Annotated in this window: 17 protein-coding genes; 10 read left to right on the top strand and 7 right to left on the bottom strand. The window is 69.3% G+C overall.

All coding sequences use genetic code 11. The features are described 5' to 3' along the window. Window positions 1–22: 22 nt before the first annotated feature. Complete coding sequence (locus MCHLDSM_RS19475) at window positions 23–1,228, bottom strand: IS110 family RNA-guided transposase (RefSeq protein WP_006247666.1); 1,206 nt, start codon at window positions 1,226–1,228, stop codon at window positions 23–25. Window positions 1,229–1,583: 355 nt separating this feature from the next. Here MCHLDSM_RS19475 and MCHLDSM_RS19470 point away from each other — a divergent pair, with 355 nt between their 5' ends. The 6 genes from MCHLDSM_RS19470 to MCHLDSM_RS19445 are packed head-to-tail and all read left to right on the top strand — an operon-like array spanning window position 1,584 to window position 12,602. Further along, window positions 1,584–3,338 (top strand): NAD(P)/FAD-dependent oxidoreductase, encoded by a 1,755-nt coding sequence (locus MCHLDSM_RS19470; RefSeq protein WP_048471607.1) that lies wholly within the window; start codon window positions 1,584–1,586, stop codon window positions 3,336–3,338. Window positions 3,339–3,343: 5 nt separating this feature from the next. Then, a complete protein-coding gene (locus MCHLDSM_RS19465) occupies window positions 3,344–8,845 on the top strand; it encodes a type I polyketide synthase (protein WP_048471606.1) in 5,502 nt (1,833 codons plus the stop codon). A 2-nt stretch (window positions 8,846–8,847) separates the two neighbouring features. Beyond that, window positions 8,848–9,699: an ABC transporter ATP-binding protein gene (locus MCHLDSM_RS19460; protein ID WP_048471590.1), complete on the top strand. Its 852-nt coding sequence runs from the start codon at window positions 8,848–8,850 to the stop codon at window positions 9,697–9,699. After that, complete coding sequence (locus MCHLDSM_RS19455; RefSeq protein ID WP_048471589.1) at window positions 9,699–10,556, top strand: ABC transporter permease; 858 nt, start codon at window positions 9,699–9,701, stop codon at window positions 10,554–10,556. Before MCHLDSM_RS19460 ends, MCHLDSM_RS19455 begins: the two co-directional genes overlap by 1 nt. Before the next feature lies 1 nt (window position 10,557). After that, on the top strand, window positions 10,558–11,901 hold the full coding sequence (locus MCHLDSM_RS19450) for a cation:proton antiporter (RefSeq protein ID WP_048471588.1): 1,344 nt from the start codon (window positions 10,558–10,560) through the stop codon (window positions 11,899–11,901). Between the two features lie 50 nt (window positions 11,902–11,951). Next, window positions 11,952–12,602 carry a TetR/AcrR family transcriptional regulator gene (locus MCHLDSM_RS19445; RefSeq protein ID WP_048471587.1) on the top strand — a complete coding sequence of 217 codons (651 nt, stop codon included), beginning with the start codon at window positions 11,952–11,954 and terminating at the stop codon, window positions 12,600–12,602. Window positions 12,603–12,611: 9 nt separating this feature from the next. On the opposite strand, the gene MCHLDSM_RS19440 is transcribed toward MCHLDSM_RS19445, so the two are convergent. The 5 genes from MCHLDSM_RS19440 to MCHLDSM_RS19420 all read right to left on the bottom strand — a co-directional run bounded on the left by MCHLDSM_RS19440 (window position 12,612) and on the right by MCHLDSM_RS19420 (window position 17,322). Further along, the gene (locus MCHLDSM_RS19440; protein WP_060937662.1) at window positions 12,612–13,670 is read right to left on the bottom strand and encodes a hypothetical protein; all 1,059 of its coding nucleotides are present in this window, start codon (window positions 13,668–13,670) and stop codon (window positions 12,612–12,614) included. Window positions 13,671–13,754: 84 nt separating this feature from the next. Beyond that, entirely contained in the window at window positions 13,755–14,084 is a 330-nt protein-coding gene (locus tag MCHLDSM_RS19435) for a heme-binding protein (protein WP_407661927.1), read from the bottom strand. A 29-nt stretch (window positions 14,085–14,113) separates the two neighbouring features. Then, window positions 14,114–14,446, bottom strand: a complete 333-nt coding sequence (locus tag MCHLDSM_RS19430) for a hypothetical protein (protein WP_048471604.1) — start codon at window positions 14,444–14,446, stop codon at window positions 14,114–14,116. Window positions 14,447–14,541: 95 nt separating this feature from the next. Further along, window positions 14,542–14,877: a hypothetical protein gene (locus MCHLDSM_RS19425; protein ID WP_053083030.1), complete on the bottom strand. Its 336-nt coding sequence runs from the start codon at window positions 14,875–14,877 to the stop codon at window positions 14,542–14,544. A gap of 246 nt (window positions 14,878–15,123) precedes the next feature. Further along, window positions 15,124–17,322: a winged helix-turn-helix domain-containing protein gene (locus tag MCHLDSM_RS19420; RefSeq protein WP_048471602.1), complete on the bottom strand. Its 2,199-nt coding sequence runs from the start codon at window positions 17,320–17,322 to the stop codon at window positions 15,124–15,126. A gap of 181 nt (window positions 17,323–17,503) precedes the next feature. Here MCHLDSM_RS19420 and MCHLDSM_RS39550 point away from each other — a divergent pair, with 181 nt between their 5' ends. The 4 genes from MCHLDSM_RS39550 (at window position 17,504) to MCHLDSM_RS19405 (ending at window position 24,025) form a co-directional block, all read left to right on the top strand. Continuing rightward, window positions 17,504–17,653: an SDR family oxidoreductase gene (locus MCHLDSM_RS39550; protein ID WP_280513800.1), complete on the top strand. Its 150-nt coding sequence runs from the start codon at window positions 17,504–17,506 to the stop codon at window positions 17,651–17,653. Window positions 17,654–17,699: 46 nt separating this feature from the next. Further along, a complete protein-coding gene (locus MCHLDSM_RS19415; protein ID WP_063840642.1) occupies window positions 17,700–22,229 on the top strand; it encodes an ATP-dependent helicase in 4,530 nt (1,509 codons plus the stop codon). Further along, a complete protein-coding gene (gene nei2, locus MCHLDSM_RS19410; RefSeq protein ID WP_048471585.1) occupies window positions 22,229–22,990 on the top strand; it encodes an endonuclease VIII Nei2 in 762 nt (253 codons plus the stop codon). The genes MCHLDSM_RS19415 and nei2 overlap by 1 nt, the downstream gene beginning before the upstream one ends. Window positions 22,991–23,101: 111 nt before the next feature. Then, window positions 23,102–24,025: a type IV toxin-antitoxin system AbiEi family antitoxin gene (locus tag MCHLDSM_RS19405; RefSeq protein ID WP_048471584.1), complete on the top strand. Its 924-nt coding sequence runs from the start codon at window positions 23,102–23,104 to the stop codon at window positions 24,023–24,025. 41 nt (window positions 24,026–24,066) lie between these two features. Here MCHLDSM_RS19405 and MCHLDSM_RS19400 read toward each other — a convergent pair whose 3' ends face one another. Continuing rightward, window positions 24,067–25,185 (bottom strand): fatty acid desaturase family protein, encoded by a 1,119-nt coding sequence (locus tag MCHLDSM_RS19400; protein WP_048471583.1) that lies wholly within the window; start codon window positions 25,183–25,185, stop codon window positions 24,067–24,069. Window positions 25,186–25,218 lie beyond the last annotated feature (33 nt).

Genomic DNA, 25,218 nt, shown 5'->3' with positions numbered 1-25,218 from the left:
GAAAGGACTCTCAATGAAGAAGTCAAGCCGCGGCGGTGACCGGGGGTGAATCAGGTTGCCAGGTCCGGTTGTCACGGATGAGGGCGTAGAGAACGTTGGTGCGCCGTCGCGCCAGGCAGATGGTGGCGGGGATCGGCCGCTTTCCTTCGTCTCGTTTGCGCTGGTAATAGGCCTTGGAATCTGGGTCGCAGCGGATCGCGGTCAACGCCGACATGTACATGACTCGGCGCAGTCGGCGACTGTAACGCTTGGGGGTGTGCAGTCGTCCGGTGCGCTTTCCGGAGTCTCGAGACACTGGCGCCAGGCCGGCCCAGGCCGCGAGTTGGTCAGCCGATCCGATCAGCGCGGGATCACCAACGGCGGCGAGGAATTCGGCGCCCAGCCGAAATCCTATGCCGGGCATGCTGGTGATCACCTCGGCGAGTGGATGGCGGCGAAATCGGCCCTCGATGTCGGCGTCGGTGGTCTTGATGCGGTCATCGAGGGCGATCACCTCCCGCGCCAGATCAGCGATCAACCCGGCGGCCACCTCTTCGCCGGGCAGGCGCATCGTCTGGGTTTTCACTGCAGCCACCGCAGCCGCCGCGATCGAGGCGGCGTTGCGCACACCGGCATCGGTCAAGACTTTGGTCAGCCGCGAAACACCGCTTTGTCGAATCGCTTTGGGACGCTGGTAGCGCGCCAGCAGTATCACCCAGCCACGGTCTTGGCTCGGTTGGGCGGCTCGTTCCAGGGCCGGGCAGACCGCGACGAGTTGCTGGCGCAGCCGGTTGATCGTGCGGGTGCGGTCGGCCACCAGGTCGGCGCGATGGCCGGTGAGCATCCGCAACTCGCTGATCAAGTCATCATCGGGATGCAGAACGGGCAAGTCCTGGCCGCGCATGCGCGCCTGGTCGGCGATCACCCGAGCGTCTTTGGCATCGGTTTTGGCCTCCCCACCGCGGTAGGTCGCCGAGGCCTGCCACACCGCCCGGCCGGCCAGATACCGGACCGTTTTGCCGGCGTCGGCCAGCACCGTCAACACCAGTGCGGCATACACCGTGGTCAGGTCCACCGTCCACGACACTCGCTCGGCCAGCTCGTCGATTTCAGCGACGAGCTCCCGGATCGGTTGCTCGTCGTTGACCAGCCGGCGCGACAACACCACCTTCCCGCTGTCGTCGACCGCACAAACCCAGTGATGCTCTTTACCAACATCCACTCCAGCCCACACCTGGCCCGTCGTCATCCCCCCTCTTTTCGCCTGTCTACCAACATGATCCCCATGGACAACCCCGCCAGCATTTCCTTAAACAAGCGATCACATCGCAGATCTCAATCAGCGGCCAGAGGAGTCCAGGCAGGCCGGGCGGCCAGTCCTTTCAAGCCGCACCACCAGGGCCGGCTACGACCATGCAGCCTCACCCGACCCACCCGGGTCACAGCCCAACGTAACAACACGAAGTAACTGCAACTACGAACTTAAGGANGCCGCACCACCAGGGCCGGCTACGACCATGCAGCCTCACCCGACCCACCCGGGTCACAGCCCAACGTAACAACACGAAGTAACTGCAACTACGAACTTAAGGACGACCGTGGACGTGCGAGCGCAGGTGTCGCAACTCGATGACAAGGCACGGGACGCTCTCGCCCGACGCATCAAATCGCGGCTCGCCGCGGCCGGTGACGACCCGAGCGAGCACCATGTCGCGATCATCGGCGGCGGTGTCGCGGCCCTGACGCTGGCGCTGCAACTGCGCTCCGAGCGCCCCGGGACCCGGGTCCTGGTCGTCGAGCCGACACCGCACCCGGTGCCCGAGATCACCCACACCGTCGGTGAGTCCACGGTCGAGATCTCCGCGCACTATCTGCGTGACCGGCTCGGCCTGGCCGATCACCTGCAGGACGCCCAGCTGCGCAAGATGGGGCTGCGGATGTTCTTCACCAACAACGGCAACACCGACATCGCCCAGCGGGTGGAGGTCGGCAGCAGCGCGTTCGTGCCGCAGACCACCTATCAGATCGACCGCGGCCGGCTGGAGAACGAGCTCTACCGCCGCTGCGTCGCCGACGGTGTCGCGTTCGCCACCGGCCGCGTCCGGTCGGTGGACCTCGGCGCCGGTACCGCGCCGCACCGGCTGTCCATCCAGCGCGACGACGACGTCACCGAGACCACCGCCCGCTGGGTCGTCGATGCGTCCGGCCGCAACCGGCTGCTCCCCCGCGAACTGGATCTCAAGCGCGCCAACGGACACCAGTGCAGCGCGGCGTGGCTGCGCATCAAGACCGAGATCGACGTCGGCGGCTGGAGCGACGACCCGACCTGGCATTCCCGGCTGACCGAGGGCCGACGCGAATTCTCGACCAATCACCTGATGGGCGAGGGCTATTGGGTGTGGCTGATCCGGCTCGCTTCCGGCGCCACCAGCGTCGGCATCGTGGCCGACCCGGCCTTCCACCCCTTCGACGAGTACAACACCCTGGACAAGGCGATGACCTGGCTGCGCCGGCACGAACCGCAATGCGCCGCCGTGCTCGACGAACACGCCGAGCAGATCCAGGACTTCCGGGTGATGAAGAACTACAGCCACACCGTCGACAAGGTCTACGACGGACAGGCCCGCTGGTGCCTCACCGGTGACGCGGGCGTCTTCCTCGATCCGCTCTACTCGTCGGGGCTGGACCTGGTCGCCATCGGCAACGGACTGGTCACCGACCTGATCACCCGCGAGCTCGACGGCGCCGACGTCGTCGCCCGCGCCGCCATCAGCGACTCCCTGTTCCGCTCGCTGACCGACATGTGGTGCAACATCTACCGCGATCAGTACGTGCTGATGGGCTCGCCGTCGGTGATGGCGGTCAAGGTCATCTGGGACATCGCCTTCTACTGGGGCTTCATCGGATTCCTGTACAGCAACGACCGATTCACCCAGGTCGCCGACGATCCCGAACTCGTGCCCTACCTGCAGGGGTTGATCGACCTGAGCAACCGCATGCAGCAGTTCCTGCGCGAGTGGGCCGCCGTCGAACACGACCCCTCGCCGCCGCGGTTCGTCGACCTGTACGTGCCGCTGAACTTCATGGCGGTGCTGCACCATTCGATGATGGGCACGTCCGCGGCGGTCCGTGAGCAGTTCGACGCCAATGCGCTGCTGCTGCGTCAGGTCGCCGGCCAGGTGATCGACGACGTGCTCACCGACAAGGCGTCGCGCTTCTCCGACGACGACGTGATGGCCCAGGCCCAGGCGTGGCAACGGGATTCGCTGCTGCGCGAACTCCGGTCGGTGTACCGCGAGCAGCAGGCGATCAACCCGATCAGCACCGACTGGGTTCTGTGCACCGCAGCGGCCCGATGACAGGCATGACCGAACCTGCCGACCAGCACCGGGAGCCGCTGGCGATCGTCGGCATCGGCTGCCGGCTACCCGGCGGAGTCGACTCGCCGCAGGACTACTGGCGGCTGCTGCTCAGTGAGACCGACGCCACCCGCGAGGTCCCCGAATCACGCTGGCACGCCCCCCGATTCCACGATCCGCATCCGGGCAAAGCCGGCAAGATGGTCACCCGACGCGGCGGATACCTCGAGGAGATCGACCAGTTCGACGCCGCGTTCTTCGGAATCTCCCCGCGCGAGGCGAACCTTCTCGATCCCCAGCAGCGCCTGCTGCTCCACGCCACCTGGGAGGCGCTCGAAGACGGCGGCATCCCCGCAGAAGGATTGGCCGGCACCGACGTCGGCGTGTTCATCGGCGGCTTCACGCTCGACTACCAGCTGCTGCAGAACCAGGGCCGCACCAGCCGGTTCCGCTTCAAGCCGCATTCCGCGACCGGGATGATGATGACGATGCTCGCGAACCGGATCTCGTTCGCGTTCGACTTCCGCGGTCCGAGCATGGCGATCGACACCGCCTGCTCCAGCTCACTGGTCGCCGTCCACCTTGCCGCACAGAGCATCTGGAACGGTGACTGCACCCTCGCGCTGGCCGGCGGGGTCAACATCATCGTCGGCCCCAACACCGCGATCGCCGAATCCAAGAGCGGCTTCCTCAGCCCCGACGGTCGCTGCAAGGCCTTCGACGAATCCGCCGACGGCTATGCCCGCGGCGAGGGCGGCGCCGTCGTCGTCATCAAACCCCTGTCCGAGGCGGTGCGCGACGGCGACCACATCTACGCCCAGATCCTCGGCACCGCCGTCACCCAGGACGGCCACACCGACGGCATCACCGTGCCCAGCGAAGACGCCCAACGTGCGGCGATCACCACCGCGTTGCAGCGGGCCGGTGTGCAGCCCGGCGACGTCGGCTACGTCGAGGCGCACGGCACCGGAACCCCGGTGGGCGACCCCGTCGAGACACGGGCGCTGGCCGGTGCGCTCGCCGCCGACCGTTCCGCCGACGACCCGCTGCTGATCGGCTCGGTGAAAACCAACATCGGCCACCTCGAGGCCGGTGCCGGCGTCGCGGGGCTGATCAAAGCCGCACTGGCGCTGCAGCACGGGACGATCCCGGCGAGCCTGCACCTCACTACCCCGAGCAGCCCGCTGGCCGACCTGCATCTCGACGTCCCGCGCACCGCGCAGCCGTTCCCCGGCGGGAAGCGGCGCGTCGCCGGCGTGAACTCGTTCGGGTTCGGCGGGACCAACGCCCACGTCGTGCTCGCCGAACCGCCGACCGTCACCGCTGCACCCCGTGAGTCTCGTGCGGACGCGGCCCTGACGCTGCTGCCCCTGTCCGCCCGCTCCGAGGAGGCGCTGACCGCCACGGCCCGGCAGCTCGCCGATCACGTTCGCGCGCAACCGGATCTGGCGCTGGCCGACCTGGGCTACACCCTGAGTCGGCGCCGTTCGCACCTGAGCTACCGCCGCACCCTGACCGTCGACGGCATCGACGACGCCCGCGATCAGCTCGACGCCCTGGCCGCCGGCGGCGGACAGGCCGTCCTGGGACGCTCGGGGCCGGAGACGCCGAAGCTGGCGTTCGTCTGCACCGGCATGGGCCCGCAGTGGGCGCAGATGTGCCGGGGGCTGCTCGACGTCTACCCCGTCTTCACCGCCAGCATCGAGCGCACCGACCGCGAGTTCGCCCGCCACAGCGGCTGGTCACTGCTGGAAGAACTGCGGCGCGACGACGACTCGACCCGGATGGGTGAGACCGAGGTCGCGCAGCCGGCCAATTTCGCGATCCAGATCGCGCTGGCCGAGCAGCTGCGCCACTTCGGTGTGGTGCCCGACGCGGTGATCGGGCACAGTGCCGGCGAGGTGGCCGCGCACCATCTCGCCGGGCTGCTCACCTTCGAGCAGGCCGTGTCGGTGATCTACCACCGCAGCCGGCTGCAGCAGCGCACCACCGGGCTGGGCCGCATGGTCGCCGTGGGCCTCGGCGCCGAAGCGCTGATGCAGACGATCGACCCCGCCAGCGCCGCGGAATTCGGCCGCCGGGTGTCCGTCGCGGCGATCAACAGCCCGCACGCCGTGACGATCGCCGGTGACGAGGACGTCCTCGCTGAGATCGTCCGTCAACTCGACGAGGCGCAGATCTTCAACCGCTACCTCGCGGTGAAGGTGCCCTATCACACGCACTACATGGACACCGTGAGAGAGGACCTGTACGCCGCGTTCGACGGCCTGTCGTCGGCGACGGCGACCCTGCCGCTGTACTCGACCGTCACCGGCGAACGGCTCACCGACTACGCAGCCGGCGCCGCCTACTGGTGGCAGAACACCCGCGCCACCGTGCTTTTCGAAGCCGCCGCGCGCCGGATGCTCGACGACGGCTACACCCATTTCGTGGAGCTGGGCCCGCACCCGGTGCTGGCCGCGTCACTGCTGGAGATCGCCGGATCCCAACGCGTGCTCACGGTGCCGAGCCAGCGGCGCGGCGACGACGACGCCCGCACCCTGATGAACTGCGTCGCCACCGTGCACAGCCACGGCCACGACATCGATTGGGAGACGGTGCATCCCGCCGACGGTGCGCGCCTCGTCGGGCTGCCGACCTACCCGTGGCAGTCGAAGCGGTACTGGAACGAGACCCCGGAGGCGGCCGAGGATCTGCACTACCAGCCGGTGCATCCGCTCCTGGGACAGCCGGTGGCGGGCGCGCACCCGGCATGGGAGGTCGAGCTCAGCACCACCGTGCTGCCGTTCCTGGCCGACCACCAGGTGCAGGGCACCGTGGTGGTCCCCGGCGCCGTGTTCCTCGAGATGGCATTGGCCGCAGCGTCGGTGACCTACGGATCTGCTTGCAGCGTCGACGATCTCGAACTCCACCGCGCCCTCATCCTGGACGACACGTGCGACCCTGTCGTGCGGACGACCCTCGACGAGGCCAAGGGCACGATCGAGTTCACCGCGTTCACCGCGATCGGCGACGGCGATTTCGGGTGGACGGTGACCGCGACCGCCGAACTCAACACCCTCGGCTCGCCGCCCGCGCACGACGTCGCCACCGACGACCGGACCGCGGTGCACCTGAGCGCCGACGAGTTCTACGCCCGCACCGCGTCGCTCGGCTTCGAGTACGGAGAGGTGTTCCGCCCGGTGCGCGACGTCGCCGGCGGCGAGGGCTGGGCCAGAGCGCAACTCGCCGTCCCGGCCGGGGTCGCCACCGATCTCGAGGACTTCCACTTCCATCCCGCGCTGATCGACGGCGCGTTCCAGACACTGTTCGGCACGACGGCCGTCACCGGGGCGGACGCAGGCACCTACCTCCCGACACGGGTGCGGCACAGCGCCGTCTACGGCAGGCCGCAACAGGACATGACGGTCCACGTGCGCGTCGTGTCGGCCGGGCGGGAGGAGATCGAGAGCGACATCACGATCGTCGACCGACTCGGCGAGACCCTGGCGGTGCTGCACGGGTTCACGGTCCAGTCGCTCAGCGCATCCTCGGCGATGTCGACCGAGCGCATCGACCGCGGCCTCTACGAGGTGCAGTGGCAAGCCCTCCCGGCAACCGCCGAGGCTGAGGAGGCCGAGGAGGCTGAAGCCACCGGGGCCGGTTCGTGGCTGATCTTCGACGACACCGTCGGATTCGGCGCGGCACTCGGCCGGCAACTGCGCGCACGCGGACACCGCGTCTGCGAGGTCATCCACCAACCGGTCGACACACTCACCGCGGTCGACGAGGGGTACGCCGTCAACCCGCAACGGGCAGAACAGGTTCGGGAGCTCCTTGCCGTACTGGCCGCACGGGACGGCGCACTGACCGGCGTCGTCGACCTCTGGCCCGTGGACATCTACGCCGGCTCCGACGACCGGCTCGGTGTCATCACGCTGCTGCACCTGGTCAACGCGCTCGCCCAACTCGACGGGGCCAAACCGCGCCTGCACGTGGTCACCGCCAACGCGCAACCGGCGCTGGGCACCGAGGAACTGGCCGTCGACCAGGCCACCGTGTGGGGTCTGGGCCGGGTCATCGGACATCAGGAATTCCCCGAACTGTGGGGCGGACTGGTCGACATCGACGACACCGACGACGTGGACCTGACCGCCGAACAGCTCTGCCGGCACCTGCTCGGCACCGACGGCGAGGACCAGATCGCGCTCCGGAGCGACGCCACGCTGGCGCCCCGCCTGCGTCCCTGCGCGACACTGACCAAACCGTTCCCGACCAAGCTGAGCGCCAACGCCACCTACGTCGTCACCGGTGGCACCGGAGCGCTCGGCCGCAGCGTCGCCCTCTACCTCGCCGAGCGCGGTGCGCGGCACATCACGCTGCTGAGCCGCCGGGAGATCCCCGCCCGCGCCCTGTGGCCGCATCTACCGCAGGACGACCCGCAAGCCGAAACCGTCGAGACGATCCGCCGGATCGAACGCCTCGGCGCCCAGGTGCGGTGCGCCGCTGTCGATATCACCGATGCCGAGCAGGTCGAACGCTGGCGCGACGAGTACCTGCAGGGCGGCCTGCCCCCGATCCGCGGCATCGTGCACGCCGCCGGATCGGTCGACGACCGGTTGCTGGTGAACATGACCGAGCAGGATTTCGCCACGGTGATGGCCCCCAAGGTCATCGGAACCCGGCTGTTGCACAACGCCTTCGAGAAGGCCGAGCTCGAGTTCTTCGTGATGTTCGGGTCGGCCGGCTCGGTGATCGCCTCCCCCGGGCAGGGCAACTACGCCGCCGCCAACGCCTACCTCGACGCCTTCGCGCACTACCGCCGGCTGCGCGGGCTGCCCGCGTTGACGATCGGCTGGGGTCCGTGGTCGGTCGGCATGGTCGAGGAGCTGAAGCTGGAACGGATCTATGCGCAGCGGGGCATCGAGCTGATCACCCCCGGCGCGGGCGTGCGGATCCTCGATCGGCTCCTCGCGCAGAAGACGCCGCACGTCGTCGCGATCACCGCCGACTGGGGGCGCGCCCGCCAGGCCAGCTTCAGCGCACACCTGCCGGCGATCTTCGGCGACCTCCAGGACACCGGCGCCGCAGGCGGGGACGCCGGAGGGGCCTCGATCATCGACATCCTGGCCGCCACCCCCGATGACGAACGGCTCGGCGTCGTGACCGAACACGTCCGCACCGTGGTGGCCAACGTGTTCGATTGCGCGCCGAGCGATATCGATCCCGAGGTGATGCTCGACGACCTGGGCCTGGACTCGATGATGGCGATGGAGTTCCGGGTGCGGGTGAACAGCATGTTCTCCATCGACCTGCCGGTGCTCGAGATCCTGCGCGGTGTCAGCGTGAACTCCCTCGCGGCACGGATACTCTCCGAGCTCCGGCAGATCCACGCGGACAGCGAGGCCGAGGCGGCCGGCCACGACGCCGAGACCGCGGTTCCCGCAGAGGACTTCGACCGCCTGATCGAGACGCTGTCCGACGACGAACTGCGCGCCTTGCTCGACGACCTGGAAGGGGCCGGCTAGCGGTGACCGCGGCAGATCAGGCGCCTGCCGTCCACGTCCGGGGGCTCAGCAAGTCCTACGGCCGGCTGGCCGCCGTCCGCGACGTCGACCTGGACGTCGCTTACGGCGAGATCGTCGCGATCCTGGGACCCAACGGCGCAGGCAAGTCGACGACCATCGAGATCCTCGAGGGACACCGCACGCGGGATGCGGGGCAGGTCAGGGTGCTCGGCGAAGATCCCGGAACCGCGGATCGGCAGTGGCGTGCCAAGATCGGTATCGTGCTGCAGGAGGCCAGCGACTTCGGTGTGCTCACCGTCGCCGAGACCGTGCAGATGTTCCGGCAGTGCTACGGACAGGCCCGCGCGGCCGACGACGTGCTCGACCTCGTCGGGCTCGCGGCGACCGCGGACTCCCGGGTGCGGACCCTGTCGGGCGGTCAGCGCCGCCGGCTCGACGTCGCGCTCGGCATCATCGCCACCCCCGAACTGCTGTTCATGGACGAACCGACCACCGGCTTCGACCCGGAGGCGCGACGTCAATTCTGGGATCTGATCCGGCTTCTCGCCGCCGACGGCACCACCATCGTGCTCACCACCCACTACCTGGAGGAGGCCGCCACGCTGGCCGACCGCGTCGCGGTCATCGCCGGTGGCCGCGTGGTGGCCGTCGACACGCCCGAACGCCTGACCGCGCAGGCGAACTCGGTGGCCACGGTGCGGTGGACGGAACACGGCGAGACCCGCGTCGTGGAGACCGACCGCCCGACCGAGTTCATCCGGACGCGGTCGGCCGACGGCACCGAGATGACCGACCTCACCGTCACCCGGCCCACGCTCGAGGACGCGTATCTGACCCTGATCGGGCAGCCGTGATGGCGACCAATCGTATCGACCAGCCGGCACGGTCCCGGCACAGTGCCGTCCCGTCGTCGCCTGCGCTGCCCTCGGCGTTGCGCATCGGGGTGTCGCGCATCGTGCCGGAACTCAAGATGTTCTACCGGCGCCCCGAGCAGGTGGTGCTGACGTTCTCGATGCCGGCGATCATCTGCCTGCTGCTCGGATCGATCTTCTCGGCGGCGATGCCCGGCAGCGACGTCAGCACCGGGGCGGTGATCGCGGCGAGCATGCTCGCCTACGGCATCCTCTCGACGTCGTTCATCAACCTGGGCATCAGCGTCGCCGCCGACCGCGAGACCGGGGCGCTGCGCCGGCTGCGCGGCACTCCGGCGACGGCCACGTCGTATTTCGTCGGCAAGATCGCACTGGTCGCGATCGCCAGCCTGGCCGAGGCGGTCATCCTGCTCGCGGTCGGGGTGCTCGTCTTCGGCCTGCGGCTGCCGACCGGCCTGGCCGAATGGTGGACGCTGGGTTGGGTTTTCGCGCTCGGCATCACGAGCTGTTCGCTGCTGGGGGTACTGGTCAGCAACATCGCGAACAACGCGGTGTCGGCGGCGGTGCTGACCAATGGCCCCGCGGTCGGGCTGCAGTTCGTCTCGGGCACCTACGTGCCGCTGATCATGCTGCCGACCTGGATGCTGATCATCGGATCGCTGTTCCCGGTGAAGTGGATGGCCCAGGGTTTCCGGTCGGTGCTGTTACCCCCGCAGATGGTCACGGCCGAGCCGGCCGGCAGTTGGGAGCACGGCCGGATCTTCCTGGTGCTCGCCGCGTGGACCGTCATCGGTCTGCTGGCCTGCCTGCGGGCCTTCCGATGGTCGGAGCAGCGCTGACATGCCGCCGCTGCTGACCATCACCTACCACTTCTTCTTGCAGATCGTGGTGATCCTGGCGACCTACCGGCTGCTGTGGCCGCTGTTCCGCCGCCTCGGCCAGGTTCAGGTGGTCGCCATCATGGTGGCCGGATTCCTGCTCGGCCCTTCGGTTCTCGGGTGGCTGTGGCCGGCCGCGCAGCAGTGGCTGTTCCCGAAGAAGCTGACCATCGGCGCCGAGACCATCACCCATCCCAACCTGATCGCCATCTACGTCGTCGGCCAGCTCGGGCTCGTGCTCTACATGTTCCTGGTCGGATCGTCGTTCAAGCTCGACATCCTCGGCGCGCACAGCCGGCAGGCGGGCGCGACGTCGGCGGCCGGCATCGGCGTCCCGCTCGTTCTCGGCGGCGTGCTCGGCTGGTGGATGGTCGATTCCGGCGGCTACTTCACCGACAAGGTCGCGCATTGGCAGGGCGGTCTTTTCGTGGCGGCGGCCGTGGCGATCACCGCGTTCCCGATGCTGGCGTGGATCGTCTACGACTCCGGGTTGCTGAACACCCGGCTGGGCACGATGTCGCTGTCCTGCGCCGCGGTCGACGACGCCTGCTCGTGGGTGCTGCTGGCGACCGTGGTGGCGACGGCGAAGGGCAGCCTGCTCGGCGCGGTCGTGGCCGTCGGCGGCGGCCTGCTCTATCTGCTGTTCATGCTGTACCTCGGCCGGCCGCTGCTGGCGCGCCTCGAGACGTGGACACCGCGCCGCGCCGACACCGAACGCACCGGCGGCCTGCCGATCGCGCAGCTGAGCATCATCCTGCTGGTGGTGCTGACCGCGAGCTGGTTCACCGACCTGGTCGGGATCTATTCGGTGTTCGGCGCTTTCGTGGCCGGGCTGGTGATGCCGCGCGGCGCGCTGCTCGACACGGTCCGCGAGCGGTTCGAACCGCTGACCGCCTACCTGTTGCTGCCGGCGTTCTTCATCTACTCGGGCCTGAACACCCAGCTGAACCTGATCCTCGACGGTTCCACCCTGCTGATGGCGGCCATCGTGCTGCTGGTGTCGTTCGCCGCGAAGTTCGGCGCCGTCGGGTTGGCGGCGCGCTGGCAGGGCATGAGCTGGTACGAGGCCGGGTCGATGGGCGCACTCGCCAACGCCCGCGGCCTGATGGAACTCATCCTGCTCAACATCGGCCTGGAGGCGGGCCTGATCTCGGGCAAGCTGTACACGATCCTGGCGGTGATGACGATCATCACGACGTTCGTCGCCACACCGCTGCAGCGACTTTTCGAACGCCGCCTGAAGCGCACCGGGGCACGGTTCGGCCCCAGCGGGGTGCAACCCGACCGGGAGGCGTCGCAGGCCTAGGCGGCGAGCCTGCTCTCGACCGCTGTCGGACATGTGTCAGGATCGGAGTCATGGCGGGACCACGCCGACGCCTGTCACCCGACGCGCGCCGCACCGAACTGCTCGCACTCGGCGCCGAGGTGTTCGGCCAGCGGCCGTACGACAACGTCCGCATCGACGAGATCGCCGAACGGGCCGGGGTTTCCCGCGCGCTGATGTACCACTACTTTCCCGACAAGCGAGCCTTCTTCGCCGCCGTCGTGCGCGCCGAAGGTGAGCGCCTGTTCGAGGCGACCAACACACCGCCGCTGCCCGGGCAGACACTCTTCGGGCAGGTGCGCTGCGGAGTGCTGGCGTACCTGCGCTACGACGAGGAACATCCGCACCGCGCGTGGGCCGCGTCGTCGGGCATCGGCCGCACGGATCCGCTGCTGCGGGGCATCGAGGACATCGACAACGACCGCCAGGCCGACCGCATCCTCGGCCGGATGACCGCCGTCGTCGGCGGGCCGATGGACGACAAGGTGGAACGGGATCTGCGCGCGACGGTCTACGGCTGGCTGGCGTTCACGTTCGAGATGTGCCGACAGCGGTTGATGGACCCGTCGCTGGACGTCGACCTCATCGCCGACCTCTGCGCGCACACGCTGATGGACGGCGTCGGCCGGGTGCCGGGCATTCCGGCGGTGCTCGCCGACGCGGTCGCCGCGCCGCAGCGCTGACCGGTCGCGTTATTCCGTGCCGCTGTCGGCAGAGTCGCTGCCGGCAGAGTCGCTGCCGGCAGAGTCGTTGTCGGCCTGCGCGGCAGCGCCCGAGTCCTTCGCAGTGTCTTTCGCAGTGTCCTTGGTGGTGTCCTCGGCCGTGTCGCTCGTCGTGTTCTCGGTCGTGTCGGCGGGATCGGCGTCCGGAGTCGCCTCCGCGTCCTGGCTCGCACCAGTGGCATCGGCGACGTCGTCGTGGGCGGCATCCTCAGTGACGGCGGCCTCCTGCGCGTCACCGGGAGCCGTCTCGTCGGGAGCTGCCTCGTCGGGAGCTGTCTCGTCGGGAGTCGCCTCCTGCGGCGTCGACTCGTTCTCAGCGGGCGCGTCGGTCGGGACCTCCGGCGCACGCGCGGCTTCCTGCGCCGGCGGCGCCGCCTCGGCCACCAGCTGATCAGCCGCGGCCGGTTCGGCATTCGCCGTCGCAACCCGACCACCGAAGATCGGCGGCCACGGCGGCAACGGCGGCAGGATCCAGTTCAACTCGTTGACGCCCAACTGCACGGTCGCGTTCCAGCTGTCGCGGGCGATGTTGCCGATGCCCTCGACGAAGGTGACATTCCCGTCGATCCAGTTGGCGAAATTGAACACCACGCTCTGCACGATGCTCTCGCCGAAGTCGTAGAAGATGCCGATCTGCGGTGCCAGCCAGCCGACGACCGGGACCCATCCGACCGCGTACTGCGCGACATCGAATCCCCACGCCACCCACGGTTCCACCGCGTTGTAGACGCCGATGATCGCGGAGCCGAGCGCTGGGAACGCAGCGAGGTCCACCGTCGACACCTGCGGCGCAATGGGATTCGCGGTCGCGGTGGAGGCCTTCGGCATGACGGCGACGGCGACCCTGCGATCCCCTGCCGGTGACGGCAGGGGTATCACCGCCGCCGACAACGCGACATCGACCGTCGTGTGGCCGGCCACCAGCGGTGGCGTCGGCGGCCTGTGCTCGACCGGCGCGATGACCGCTGCGGCCCCGAGGATCGTCGCCACGCCGGCCGACACGACCGACTGGACACCGAGATTCACCATGTTCCCCACCTCGCTCGAACACCCCCCGGCGAAATGACGATAGCGTCAAAGCTCAGGGGGCGAGGAGGTTTCGGCGCTTCTCTGTCACCCGCAGCGGTTGCGGAAGTCGACGGCGGGCTGCCGGATGCCCTGCAACTCCGCCTGCACCTGCGGGTTGGCGGTCGCGTAGTCGGACAGTGCCGCCTGGCGGTCCTCCTTCGGCACGTCCTTGAGGGACGTGAAGAAGTCGTTGACCTGAGGGTGGGTGAACAGGTAGGCCGACGTCGCAGCGGTGATGCCCGACATAATGCCCGCGAGATCGGCTGCCGTGCAGTTGGGTTGCGCCTGCGCGGGCACGGCGCCACCGGCCATGACGGCAGCGACGCCGAGCACCCCCGCCAACAGCCGCCTCGCGGTGATGAATTGAATGGCCACTGTCTTCTCCTCGATCGTCACTGATTTCGTCAACGCCGTCCCCCACGTCCACCGCCGCCGCCACCGCCGCCGCCCGGCCGGTTTCCCGGCCGGCCCGGCGCCCCGATGCCGACCCCCGGGTCCCAATCCATGTTGATGTCCCAGGTGACCCCGTCGTTGCAGTACCAGTCGTAATCGCACGGGTACGGCACGTACGGACCACCCCCCGTGCCGGGCCCCGCCCCGTTGTCGGCGCCGCGCACTTCGCCCTGCGAGCAGATCGTGGTGCCCCCCGAGCTCACACAATCGGCACGCGCGCTCGGAGCCGCCTCCAGACCCGCGCCCACCAGGACGGCGGTCGCCAGCACTGCGGCCACAGGCATCGGCCGGATCATGCCGAGCACGGCGCCACCGCGCGAAGGATGCCTCGCAACCGATGAAACCGCGCCATCGCCAACGACTTTCCGAATACGTGTCATCATCGCCCTCCGCCGCCGCCGCCCGGGCGGTTACCGGGCCGGCCGGGCTGACCGATGTCGGGCCGGCCGGGTCTGCCGATGTCGGGCGGCGGTCCCGGAGTAGGCACGTCGATGTCCAGCCCCATGTCCCACGAGGAACCGTCGTAGCAGTACCAGTCCAGATCACAGGGATAGGGCACCGCCGGACCACTGCCTGCGTCACTTCCGCTGTCGCATACCGAGATCCCGTTGGTCTTCACGCACCCGGCGGCAGCCATCGGCGTCGAGGTCATGGGTACGACGGCCAGGCCGGCCGCGACCAGGGCCGGCGTGACGACCAAGGAGAGACGGCGCACGCTTCACCCCCTCTGCCGACGATTCCGCTGATGGCCGTGCGGCCACCGCGTCACTGCTTCCGACGCTAGGAGGCGCTGCCGTCCGGGACATCCCCCACAACGGGTGAAATGCCGAAACAACGCCCAAACGATTTGCCCGCGGGGTAGTCTCCCCATCGCCTGGGGTCAGCGCAGGGTCGGCCTTCCCTTGCGCCGCACTCGGCTGCTGACCCCGGGCCTCGTCAGCCGGCTGTTCGAGCACCGAGATCAGCCGCTGAGAAGTCCAATTCTTCTGGCCTCCGCCACGGCGGCGCCGCGCGTGGACACACTGAGCTTCCGATAGATCGACGTCGCCTGACTCTTGGCGGTTTCGCGACCGATGACGAGGTCGTCGGCGATTTGCTGCAGCGATTTGTGCGTCGCCAGCAGCGGCAGCAGCCGCAACTCCGCTCCTGTCAGCGGGTGGGTACTGCCCGCCACCATGGCACGCACCCGGTCGACACGAGCCGACAGCGCGGTGGCGCCGGGTTCACGCCGACGGGCCCGTTCGGCGGCGTCGAGATGGGTGCCGAGCAGATCCCGATCGCCCAGCACCGCGGCCGTCCACGCGAGCAGCCCGTGCCCGAGCAGCGACGTGCGGGCCGCCAACCGGCCCAGCCGGACCAGCAGCCGCTCGGTCACCTCCACCGACTCGCGGGCCGCCGACGCGTCACCGATCCGGGCGGCCATCACCGCACTCACCGCATAGACGACCACCATCGGCACCACGTCACACAGGTCGTACTTGTCGACGAGTGTCCGCGCGGCATCGCTGCGTTCGATCGCACCAGCGTCGTCGCCGGCCGCCAGATCGAGCAGCGCGAGGTGGGCCAGAGCGGCTGCCTGGAATCCCGGGAGGTCTTCGGTCACCGGCAGAGCGGATTCGAGGAGCAGCCGAGCGTGCTGTGTCTGACCGCGCATCGACTCGGCGGCGCCCTTCATCACCGTGGCCGCTCCCCACCACGGATTGACCAGGCTGTCGCCGGCTGCGCGGACGATGTCGGCATGGCGCACCACCTCGTCGATGCCACCGACGCCGACCAGCGAACCGATCAGGGCCGCAGCCACTTCCACCGACGGCGTGCCGTCGGCCAGCGGTTCTCCCTGATCGGCCTGGTGGGCGAGCATCAGCGACCGGTGGATCGTGTCGGCATCCCCGGTGGTGACGCCGAGCCAGGCCCGCGCGAGCGCCGCATCGGGATATTCGACGAAGATCCGGTCCTCCAGCATCGCCAACCGACGCGCGAGCACGCCAGCACGACCGTCGAATCCGAGGCGCGCCGCATCCCGGCCCACCAACGCGGCGGCGCGGGGACGATCGCCTGCCGCGATCGCGTGCACCAGGGCACCGTCGATGTCGCCTTCCCGCTCCATGAGCTCAGCGGCCCGAGTCGCCAACTCGCGGAACCGCTTCGGCGTCTGCGTCTGCATCCGCTGACGCAGCACGTCGGCGAAAAGCCGGTGATAGCGGAACCACACCCCGTGCTGACCGAGAACCACGAGAAACGGATTGCCCCCGTCGGCGAGCCGGTCGAGCATCGCGGCGGAGTCGTCGCGGCCGAGGACCATGTTGAGCTGTGCCGCGCTGAAGCGTTCCAGCACAGACGATTCGAGGAGGAACGTCACGGCGGAGGGATCGATCCGCTCGAGCACCTCCTCGACCAGGTAGTCGACCACCGGACCCCGCCTGCCGACGAGCGCGTCGACCGGTGCCCCGTCCCGAAGAGCCATGGCCGCCAGCATGATTCCGGCCGGCCAGCCCTCACAGAGCTCGACGACCGCCGCGACCGCGCGGGCGCCGCGCTCCGCCCCGATCACCGACACCAGCGCCGCGGTCGCCTCCACGTCGGAGAACATCAGCGCCGACGCATCGATCTCCACGACGTCGTCGGTCAATCGGCGTCGGGCCAATTCGAGTCGGGGGTGCACGCGCCCGAGCACGACGATCGTGGTGTGGGCCGGTGCGGCGGCGATCAGCGCCTGCAGAGCCTCCAACGCGTCGGGCGACGTCACATGATGGGCGTCGTCGAGAACGATGACCAGCGGGTCGGCGGCCTCGAGCGCCGCGCCCAGTGCCGGCAGCAGATGGGTGAGTGGATCGCGGCCGGGCCCGCGCAGATAGCTCAGCACGGCGCCGTCGACCGTCGCCACCGCCGCGACGGCCGTCGCGATGTGCAGCAGCAGATGTGCGGGATCCTCGTCGAGTTGGTCCATGCGCGCCCACGCGAAAGGCCGGCTGTCGGCGTCGTCCCACAGCGCCGCCGCACTGGTCTTGCCGTACCCCGCGGGCGCGGTGAGCACCACCAGCTGGGCGCCGTCGGCGGTCAGCCGTCGAAGCACGTCCTCGCGGGCTACCAGGGAACCCCGGGTGTGCGGTCGCCCGATCGTGGCCGCCGGCACATTCGCCCGCCAATCCCCGGCCACCACGGATTCATCGTAGGCTTCGTGCCACTGTTGCCGCTGGTGAACGCGGGTATCGACCGGGTCGGCGGAGGTCCATTGCACGGTGGATCACGACCGTGGACGCCCCGCGCATTTCACCGTCGCAGCGTCACCGTCAACAACGTGCAGCCGGGCCCGATCGCCACCGACATGAATCCCGACGAGGGTGACTTCGCCGATCAGCTACGGCCGATGCTGGCGACCGGTAAACGGCCAGCCCGGCGACGTGGCCAACGCCGTGGCATTCCTCGCCCGACGGGACACGGGATACATCACCGGGTCCACGCTCAACGTCGACGGCGGCTTCACGCTCTGAGGGCACGGGCGCCGTTGTTGTCGGTGGTTCTTGGCACCATGGACACGTGCCCCTGACCACCGACCCGCTCGCCCGCTTCAGCGCGTTGACGCGCGAGTGGTTCGCGGGCACGTTCGTCGAGCCCACGCCGGCCCAGGCCCAGGCCTGGAACGCCATCGCCGACGGGGACAACACCCTGGTCATCGCCCCGACGGGATCCGGGAAGACCCTCGCGGCCTTCCTGTGGGCGATCGACGGCCTGGCCAGGTCCCCGGCGTCCGAGCCGGCCACGCGGGTGCTGTACGTGTCCCCGCTCAAGGCGTTGGCCGTCGACGTCGAGCGCAACCTGCGCACACCGCTGACCGGGATCTCCCGCATCGCCGAGCGCGGTGGTCAGGAGCCGCCCAAGATCAGCGTCGGAGTCCGCTCTGGGGACACCACGCCCGCCAAGCGCCGCGAGCTGATCACCAAACCGCCCGACATCCTGATCACCACGCCCGAGTCGCTGTTCCTGATGCTGACCTCCGCCGCGCGGGAGACGCTGGCCGGCGTCCAGACCGTCATCGTCGACGAGGTGCACGCGGTGGCGGGCACCAAGCGCGGCGCCCATCTGGCGGTGTCGCTGGAGCGGCTCGACGCGATGCTCGAGCGGCCCGCGCAGCGCATCGGGCTCTCGGCGACGGTGCGTCCCCCCGAGGAAGTGGCCCGCTTCTTGTCCGGAGCCGCGCCGACCACGATCGTGGCGCCGCCGGCGGCGAAGACGTTCGACCTGACCGTGCAGGTCCCGGTGCCGGACATGGCCAACCTGGAGAACAACTCGATCTGGCCCGACGTCGAGGAACGCATCGTCGACCTGATCGAGGCACACAACAGCTCGATCGTGTTCACCAACTCGCGGCGGCTGGCCGAGCGCCTGACCGCCCGCCTCAACGAGATCCACGCCGAACGCAACGGCATCGAACTGGGCGGTCCGAACCCGGGCGTGGCCGGGGGTGCCCCCGCTCATCTGATGGGCAGCGGGCAGTCCTACGGCGCCGAGCCGCTGCTGGCCCGTGCCCACCACGGCTCGGTCAGCAAGGAGGCCCGCGCCGACGTCGAGGACGCGCTCAAGAGCGGCCGGCTCAAAGCCGTCGTCGCGACGTCCAGCCTGGAGCTCGGCATCGACATGGGCGCGGTCGATCTGGTGATCCAGGTCGAGACGCCGCCGTCGGTGGCCAGCGGGCTACAGCGCATCGGCCGGGCCGGCCACCAGGTCGGCGAGATCAGCCAGGGCGTGCTGTTCCCCAAGCACCGCACCGACCTGATCGGATGCGCGGTCAGTGTGCAACGCATGCTGGGCGGGCAGATCGAGACGATGCGGGTGCCGGCCAACCCGCTCGACGTACTGGCCCAGCACACCGTGGCCGCCTGTGCGCTCGAGCCGATCAACGCCGAGTCGTGGTTCGACACCGTGCGGCGCAGCGCACCGTTCGCGACGTTGCCGCGCAGCGCGTTCGAGGCGACGCTCGACCTGCTGTCCGGGAAGTACCCGTCGACCGAATTCGCCGAGCTGCGACCCCGCATCGTCTACGACCGCGACGCCGGCACCCTCACCGCACGGCCCGGCGCGCAGCGGCTCGCGGTCACCTCCGGGGGCGCCATCCCCGACCGGGGAATGTTCACCGTGTTCCTCGCCTCCAGCGCGGACTCCGAAAAGCCCTCGCGGGTCGGCGAACTCGACGAGGAGATGGTCTACGAATCCCGCCCCGGTGACGTCATCTCACTCGGCGCGACCAGCTGGCGGATCACCGAGATCACGCACGACCGGGTGCTCGTCATCCCCGCCCCGGGTGAACCCGCCCGGTTGCCTTTCTGGCGCGGTGACGGCGTCGGCAGGCCCGCCGAACTGGGTGCGGCGATCGGCGCCTTCACCGGCGAGCTGGCCCGCCTGGATCGCGGCGCCTTCGAGACACGTTGCCAGAGCGTGGGATTCGATGCGTTCGCCACCGACAACCTGTGGCAGCTCATCGACGAGCAGCGCAACGCGACGTCGGCGGTGCCGTCGGACACCACGCTCGTGGTGGAGCGGTTCCGCGACGAACTCGGCGACTGGCGGATCATCCTGCACTCCCCCTACGGCCTGCGGGTGCACGGCCCGCTGGCTCTCGCGGTGGGCAAGCGGCTCTACGAGCGGTTCGGCATCGACGAGAAGCCCACCGCCTCCGACGACGGGATCATCGTCCGGCTGCCCGACACCGACGACACCGCCCCGGGCGCCGACATCTTCGTGTTCGACCCCGACGAAATCGAACCCTTGGTCACCACCGAGGTCAGCTCTTCGGCGCTGTTCGCCTCCCGGTTCCGAGAATGCGCCGCCCGGGCGCTGCTGCTGCCCCGCCGCCACCCCGGTAAGCGGTCCCCGCTGTGGCATCAGCGCCAGCGCGCGGCGCAACTTCTCGACGTGGCCCGCAACTATCCCGACTTCCCCGTCGTCCTCGAAGCCGTGCGCGAGTGCCTGCAGGACGTCTACGACGTGCCGATGCTCACCGACCTGATGGCCCGCATCGCGCAACGCCGGGTGCGGCTGCTGGAGGTCGAGACGCCCACACCGTCACCCTTCGCGGCGTCCCTGCTGTTCGGCTACGTCGGCGCGTTCATGTACGAAGGCGACAGCCCGCTGGCCGAACGGCGAGCCGCCGCACTGGCATTGGACCCCACCCTGCTGGCCGAGCTGCTGGGCCGCGTCGAACTGCGCGAACTGCTCGACGCCGACGTGGTGGCCAACACCACCCGGCAGCTCCAGCACCTGACGCCCGAACGGACGGTGCGCGACGCCGAAGGAGTCGCCGACCTTCTCCGGATGCTCGGCCCCCTGACGGTCGACGAGATCGCCACGCGCTGCACGGCCGACGACGTCGGCGGCTGGCTCGAGGGGCTGCTGACGGCCAAACGGATCGTCAACGTGTCCTACGCCGGGCAGACCTGGTGGGCCAGCGTCGAGGACATCGGCCGGCTGCGCGACGGCGTCGGGGTCGCCGTCCCGGTGGGTGTGCCGATCGCGTTCCTCGAGCCGGTCGTCGACCCGCTGGGCGAGCTGCTGTCGCGGTACGCCCGCACCCGGGGGCCCTTCACCACCGGTGAGGCGGCGGCGCGGTTCGGGCTCGGGCTGCGGGTGGCGGCCGACGTGCTGGGCCGGCTCGCTGCGGACGGCAAGCTGGTCCGTGGCGAATTCACCGACACGCCGGTCGATTCGGGCGACCAGTGGTGCGACGCCGAGGTGCTGCGGATCCTGCGCCGACGCTCGCTGGCGGCACTGCGCGCTCAGATCGAGCCGGTCAGCACTGCGGCGTTCGGCCGCTTCCTGCCGGCGTGGCAGCAACTGGGCAACGACAGGGTGTCCGGGGTCGACGGCCTGGCGTCGGTGATCGACCAGTTGGCGGGCGTGCCGGTGCCGGCGTCGGCGGTCGAGCCGCTCATCTTCGGGCAGCGGGTGCGCGACTACCAGCCCGGCATGCTCGACGAACTGTTGGCGTCCGGCGAGGTGTTGTGGTCGGGCGCCGGGTCACTGTCGTCGTCCGACGGCTGGGTCGCCTTCCATCCCGCCGACACCGCGCCGCTCTCGCTCGCCCCGCCCGGCGAACTCGATCTCACCGATACCCATCACTCCGTCCTCGGCGCACTCAGCGGCGGCGGCGCGTACTTCTTCCGCCAGCTCAGTGTTGACGGGGTCAGTGCCGAATCGCTGAAAGAAGCGCTGTGGCAGTTGATCTGGGCCGGCTATGTCGGCGGCGACACCTTCGCCCCGGTGCGGGCGCTGTTGGCGGGCACCCGCGGCTCCGGTACTCGGCGCACCGCCGCCCCGGCGCACCGGCACCGGCGGGCGCCGCGGCTGAGTCGCTACAGCATCAGCACGGCCGGGCTGGGCGCGCACCGTGACACCGATCCGACGGTGGCGGGCCGGTGGGCCGCGCTGCCGACGGCCGAGGTGGACACCACCGTGCGGGCGTCGTACCAGGCAGACCAGCTTCTGGCCCGGCACGGGGTGCTCACCAAAGGCGCCGTCGCCGCGGAGAACATCGCCGGCGGATTCGCGTCGATGTACAAGGTGCTGACCACGATGGAGGAGGCGGGGCGGTGTCAGCGCGGCTATTTCGTCGAATCGCTGGGCGGTGCGCAGTTCGCGACCGCCAGCACCGTCGACCGGCTGCGCAGCCACGCCGACAGCATCGACGACAAACAGCAGAACCTCCGCGCGATCGCGCTGGCCGCCACCGACCCGGCCAATCCGTTCGGGGCGGCGCTGCCGTGGCCGGCCCAGGGCGAGGCCGCGCACCGGCCGGGCCGCAAGGCGGGCGCGTTGGTGGTGCTCGTCGACGGAGAATTGGCGTGGTTCGTCGAGCGGGGTGGACGGTCGCTGCTGAGCTTCACCACTGACGCCGAAGTGCACAACGCCGCAGCGGCCGCACTGGCGGAACTGGTCACGCGGCAACGTGTTCCGGCGCTTCTGGTCGAGCGGATCGACGGTGTGCCAGTGCTCGAGAGCCGAGACTCGCTGGCGGCCGAGTCGCTGGTGCACGCCGGATTCTCCCGGACGCCGCGCGGGCTGCGGCTGCGCTGATGCCCGAAGGTGACACCGTCTTCCGCACCGCCGACAAGCTGCGCACAGCGCTGGAGGGCAAGACGCTGACGCGCTGCGACGTCCGCGTCCCCCGCTACGCCGCGGTCGACCTGAGCGGTCAGGTGGTCGACGAGGTGATCAGCCGCGGCAAGCATCTGTTCATCCGGGTCGGTGAGGCCAGCATCCACTCGCACCTGAAGATGGACGGGGCGTGGGTGATCGGCCGGGTTCGGGCGCCGGCGTACAAGATTCGCATCGTGTTGGGGACGGCCGATTCGGTGGCATCGGGCATCGACCTCGGGGTGCTCGAGGTCCTCGAGCGTGCGCATGACATGGACGCGGTCGCGCACCTGGGGCCGGACCTGCTCGGCGCGGACTGGTCGGCGGAGGCCGCGGAGACGGCGGCGACGAACCTGATGGCCGACCCGTCGCGGCCGGTGGCCGAGGCGCTGCTCGATCAGCGGGTGATGGCGGGGGTCGGCAACGTGTACGCCAACGAGATGTCGTTCGTGTTCGGGTTGCGGCCCACCACGCCGGTCGGCGAGCTCACCGATCCGCTGCGGGTGGTCAGCCGGGCCCAGCAGATGTTGTGGCTCAACCGGTTACGGATCAACCGCACGACGACCGGTAACACCCGACCCGGCCAGGACGTCTGGGTGTACGGGCGCGCCGGGCTGCCGTGCCGGCGCTGCGGCACGCGCATCGAGACCGACAAGGACGGCGACCGCGTCACCTACTGGTGCCCCACCTGCCAGCGCTGACCCGCGCCCCGTCGGCGCCGAAACTGTATTCCACGTGCTTATTTGGGGATAAACCCCGCGCCATAGGCAATCTCGGCGAAATCTGTCGCACGCGTCGCCGACGATGCAGAGATGAACACCATCCTCATCGGCACCGAGGCAGTCGCGAAAGGTGTCGTCACCAGCCACGAACTGCGCAGTCGCTATCGCCCGATCTTTCCCAACGTTCACGGGCCGGCCGACGTCCAGCTCACGCTGCGAGACCGCACCGAGGGCGCTTGGCTGTGGGCCCGCCGTAGCGGCATCATCACCGGGCTGGCGGCGTCGGCTCTGCACGGTGCGCGATGGGTTGACGCCGATGCCGACATCGAAATGATCTACTGCTGCACCCGGCCGCCGCGGGGCATCATCGCCCGCAACGAGCGCATCGCCGGTGACGAGTGGCAGTGGCTCGGCGGGCTTGCCGTCACCACTCCCGCTCGGACCGCCTTCGACCTCGGCCGTTTTCGACGCTACGACGCCTTGGCACGCCTCGATGCCTTGATGCGCGCGCGACCCCACTCCGCGGACGACGTCATGGCGTTGGCCGAGCGCTATCGAGGTGCTCGAGGCGTGGCGTTGCTCAAGGCAGTCCTCCCCTATGTAGACGGCGGCGCAGAATCACCTCGGGAATCCTGGTGGCGAAAGCTCGTCATCGACGCCGGGTTTCCGAAGCCGGCGACCCAGATCCGCGTCGTCGACGTTGACGGCCGACATGTCCGTCTCCTCGATTTCGGTTGGCGCGACTATGGCGTCGCCGTGGAGTACGACGGGGAACAGCACCAGTCAGATCGCGCGCAGTACCTCAAGGATCGGATGGTGATGCCGGTGCTTCGGCGGCTGGGCTGGCACGTGCTCGGGGTCGTGCGCGAAGACAACCCCGTTCACGTCATCGGGGAGCTGCATGAGGCCATGGCCGCCCGAGGATGGCGGGGCACTGTGCAGATTCCGCGCTACGCGTACGCCTACGCACAGCGAAACGCCGAAACTGCATTCCACGCGGCGAAATCGGCGTAAAGGCCGCGTGGAATACAGTTTCGGCGCTGAGGGTGGGTCGATCAGTTCCAGGGCATCGCGAGCTTGACGATCTTGCGGACCACCGTCGCGAACTGCCGCGGCAGCGGGCCGCTGTTGTAGGGCACGCCGTAGCGCTCGCAGATGTCGCGCACCTTCGGGGCGATCTCCGCGTGCCGGAACGCCGGGATGTCCGGGAACAGGTGGTGCTCGATCTGGAAGCTCAGGTTGCCGCTGAGAATGTGGAACAGCTTGCCGCCGGTCAGGTTCGCCGACCCGAGCACCTGGCGGAAGTACCACTGCCCCCGCGTCTCGGCCTTGGTCTCCTCGATCGAGAACTCCTGCACGTCCTCGGGGAAGTGCCCGCAGAAGATGATCATGTAGGCCCACACGTTGCGCATCAGGTTCGCGGTGAGGTTGCCCGCGAACACCCACGGCGCGAACGGGCCGGCCAGCAGCGGGAAGGCCACGTAGTCCTTGAGCGTCTGCCGCTTGGTCTTGCGCCAGATGCCCTCGAGGATGTCGCGCTTGTCGGCGATGGTGATCTCACCGGCGCGGATCCGCTCGGTCTCCAACTCGTGCAGCGCGACTCCGTACTGGAACAGCACCATCAGCAGGAAGGCGTACACCGGGTTGCCCAGGAAGTAGGGCGACCACTTCTGGTCCGGGCTCATCCGCAGGATGCCGTAGCCCACGTCGCGGTCCATCCCGACGATGTTGGTGTAGGTGTGGTGCATGTAGTTGTGCGAATGGCGCCACTGCTCGGCCGGGCAGGCGGTGTCCCATTCGAAGCCGCGCGACGAGATCGCCGGATCGCCCATCCAGTCGTACTGGCCGTGCATGACGTTATGGCCGATCTCCATGTTGTCGATGATCTTCGACAGGCCCAGCATCGCGGTGCCCGCGAGCCAGAACGGCGGGAAGATGCCGCCGAACAGCAATGCCCGGCCACCGATCTCGAGGCCGCGCTGCGCCTTGATCATGCGGCGGATGTAGGTCGCGTCGCGTTCGCCGAGGTCGGCGATGACGCTTTCCTTCAGCGCGTCGAGCTCACGGCCGAAGGCCTCGGCCTGCTCGGGGGTCAGCGTGACCGTGCGGCCGCCGACCGTCTTCGTCAGCGTCTTGGCCTGGGGGGTGGTGGTGGTTTCCAAGGTCTCGGTCATCTCGGTTCCTCTCTCGGAGAGCGTGATGTTCTG

It is taken from the genome of Mycolicibacterium chlorophenolicum, from assembly GCF_001044235.1.
Classification (GTDB): domain Bacteria; phylum Actinomycetota; class Actinomycetes; order Mycobacteriales; family Mycobacteriaceae; genus Mycobacterium; species Mycobacterium chlorophenolicum.
The sequence above is the reverse complement of the archived record's forward strand: the minus strand, read 5'-3'. Positions and strand labels throughout refer to the sequence as shown.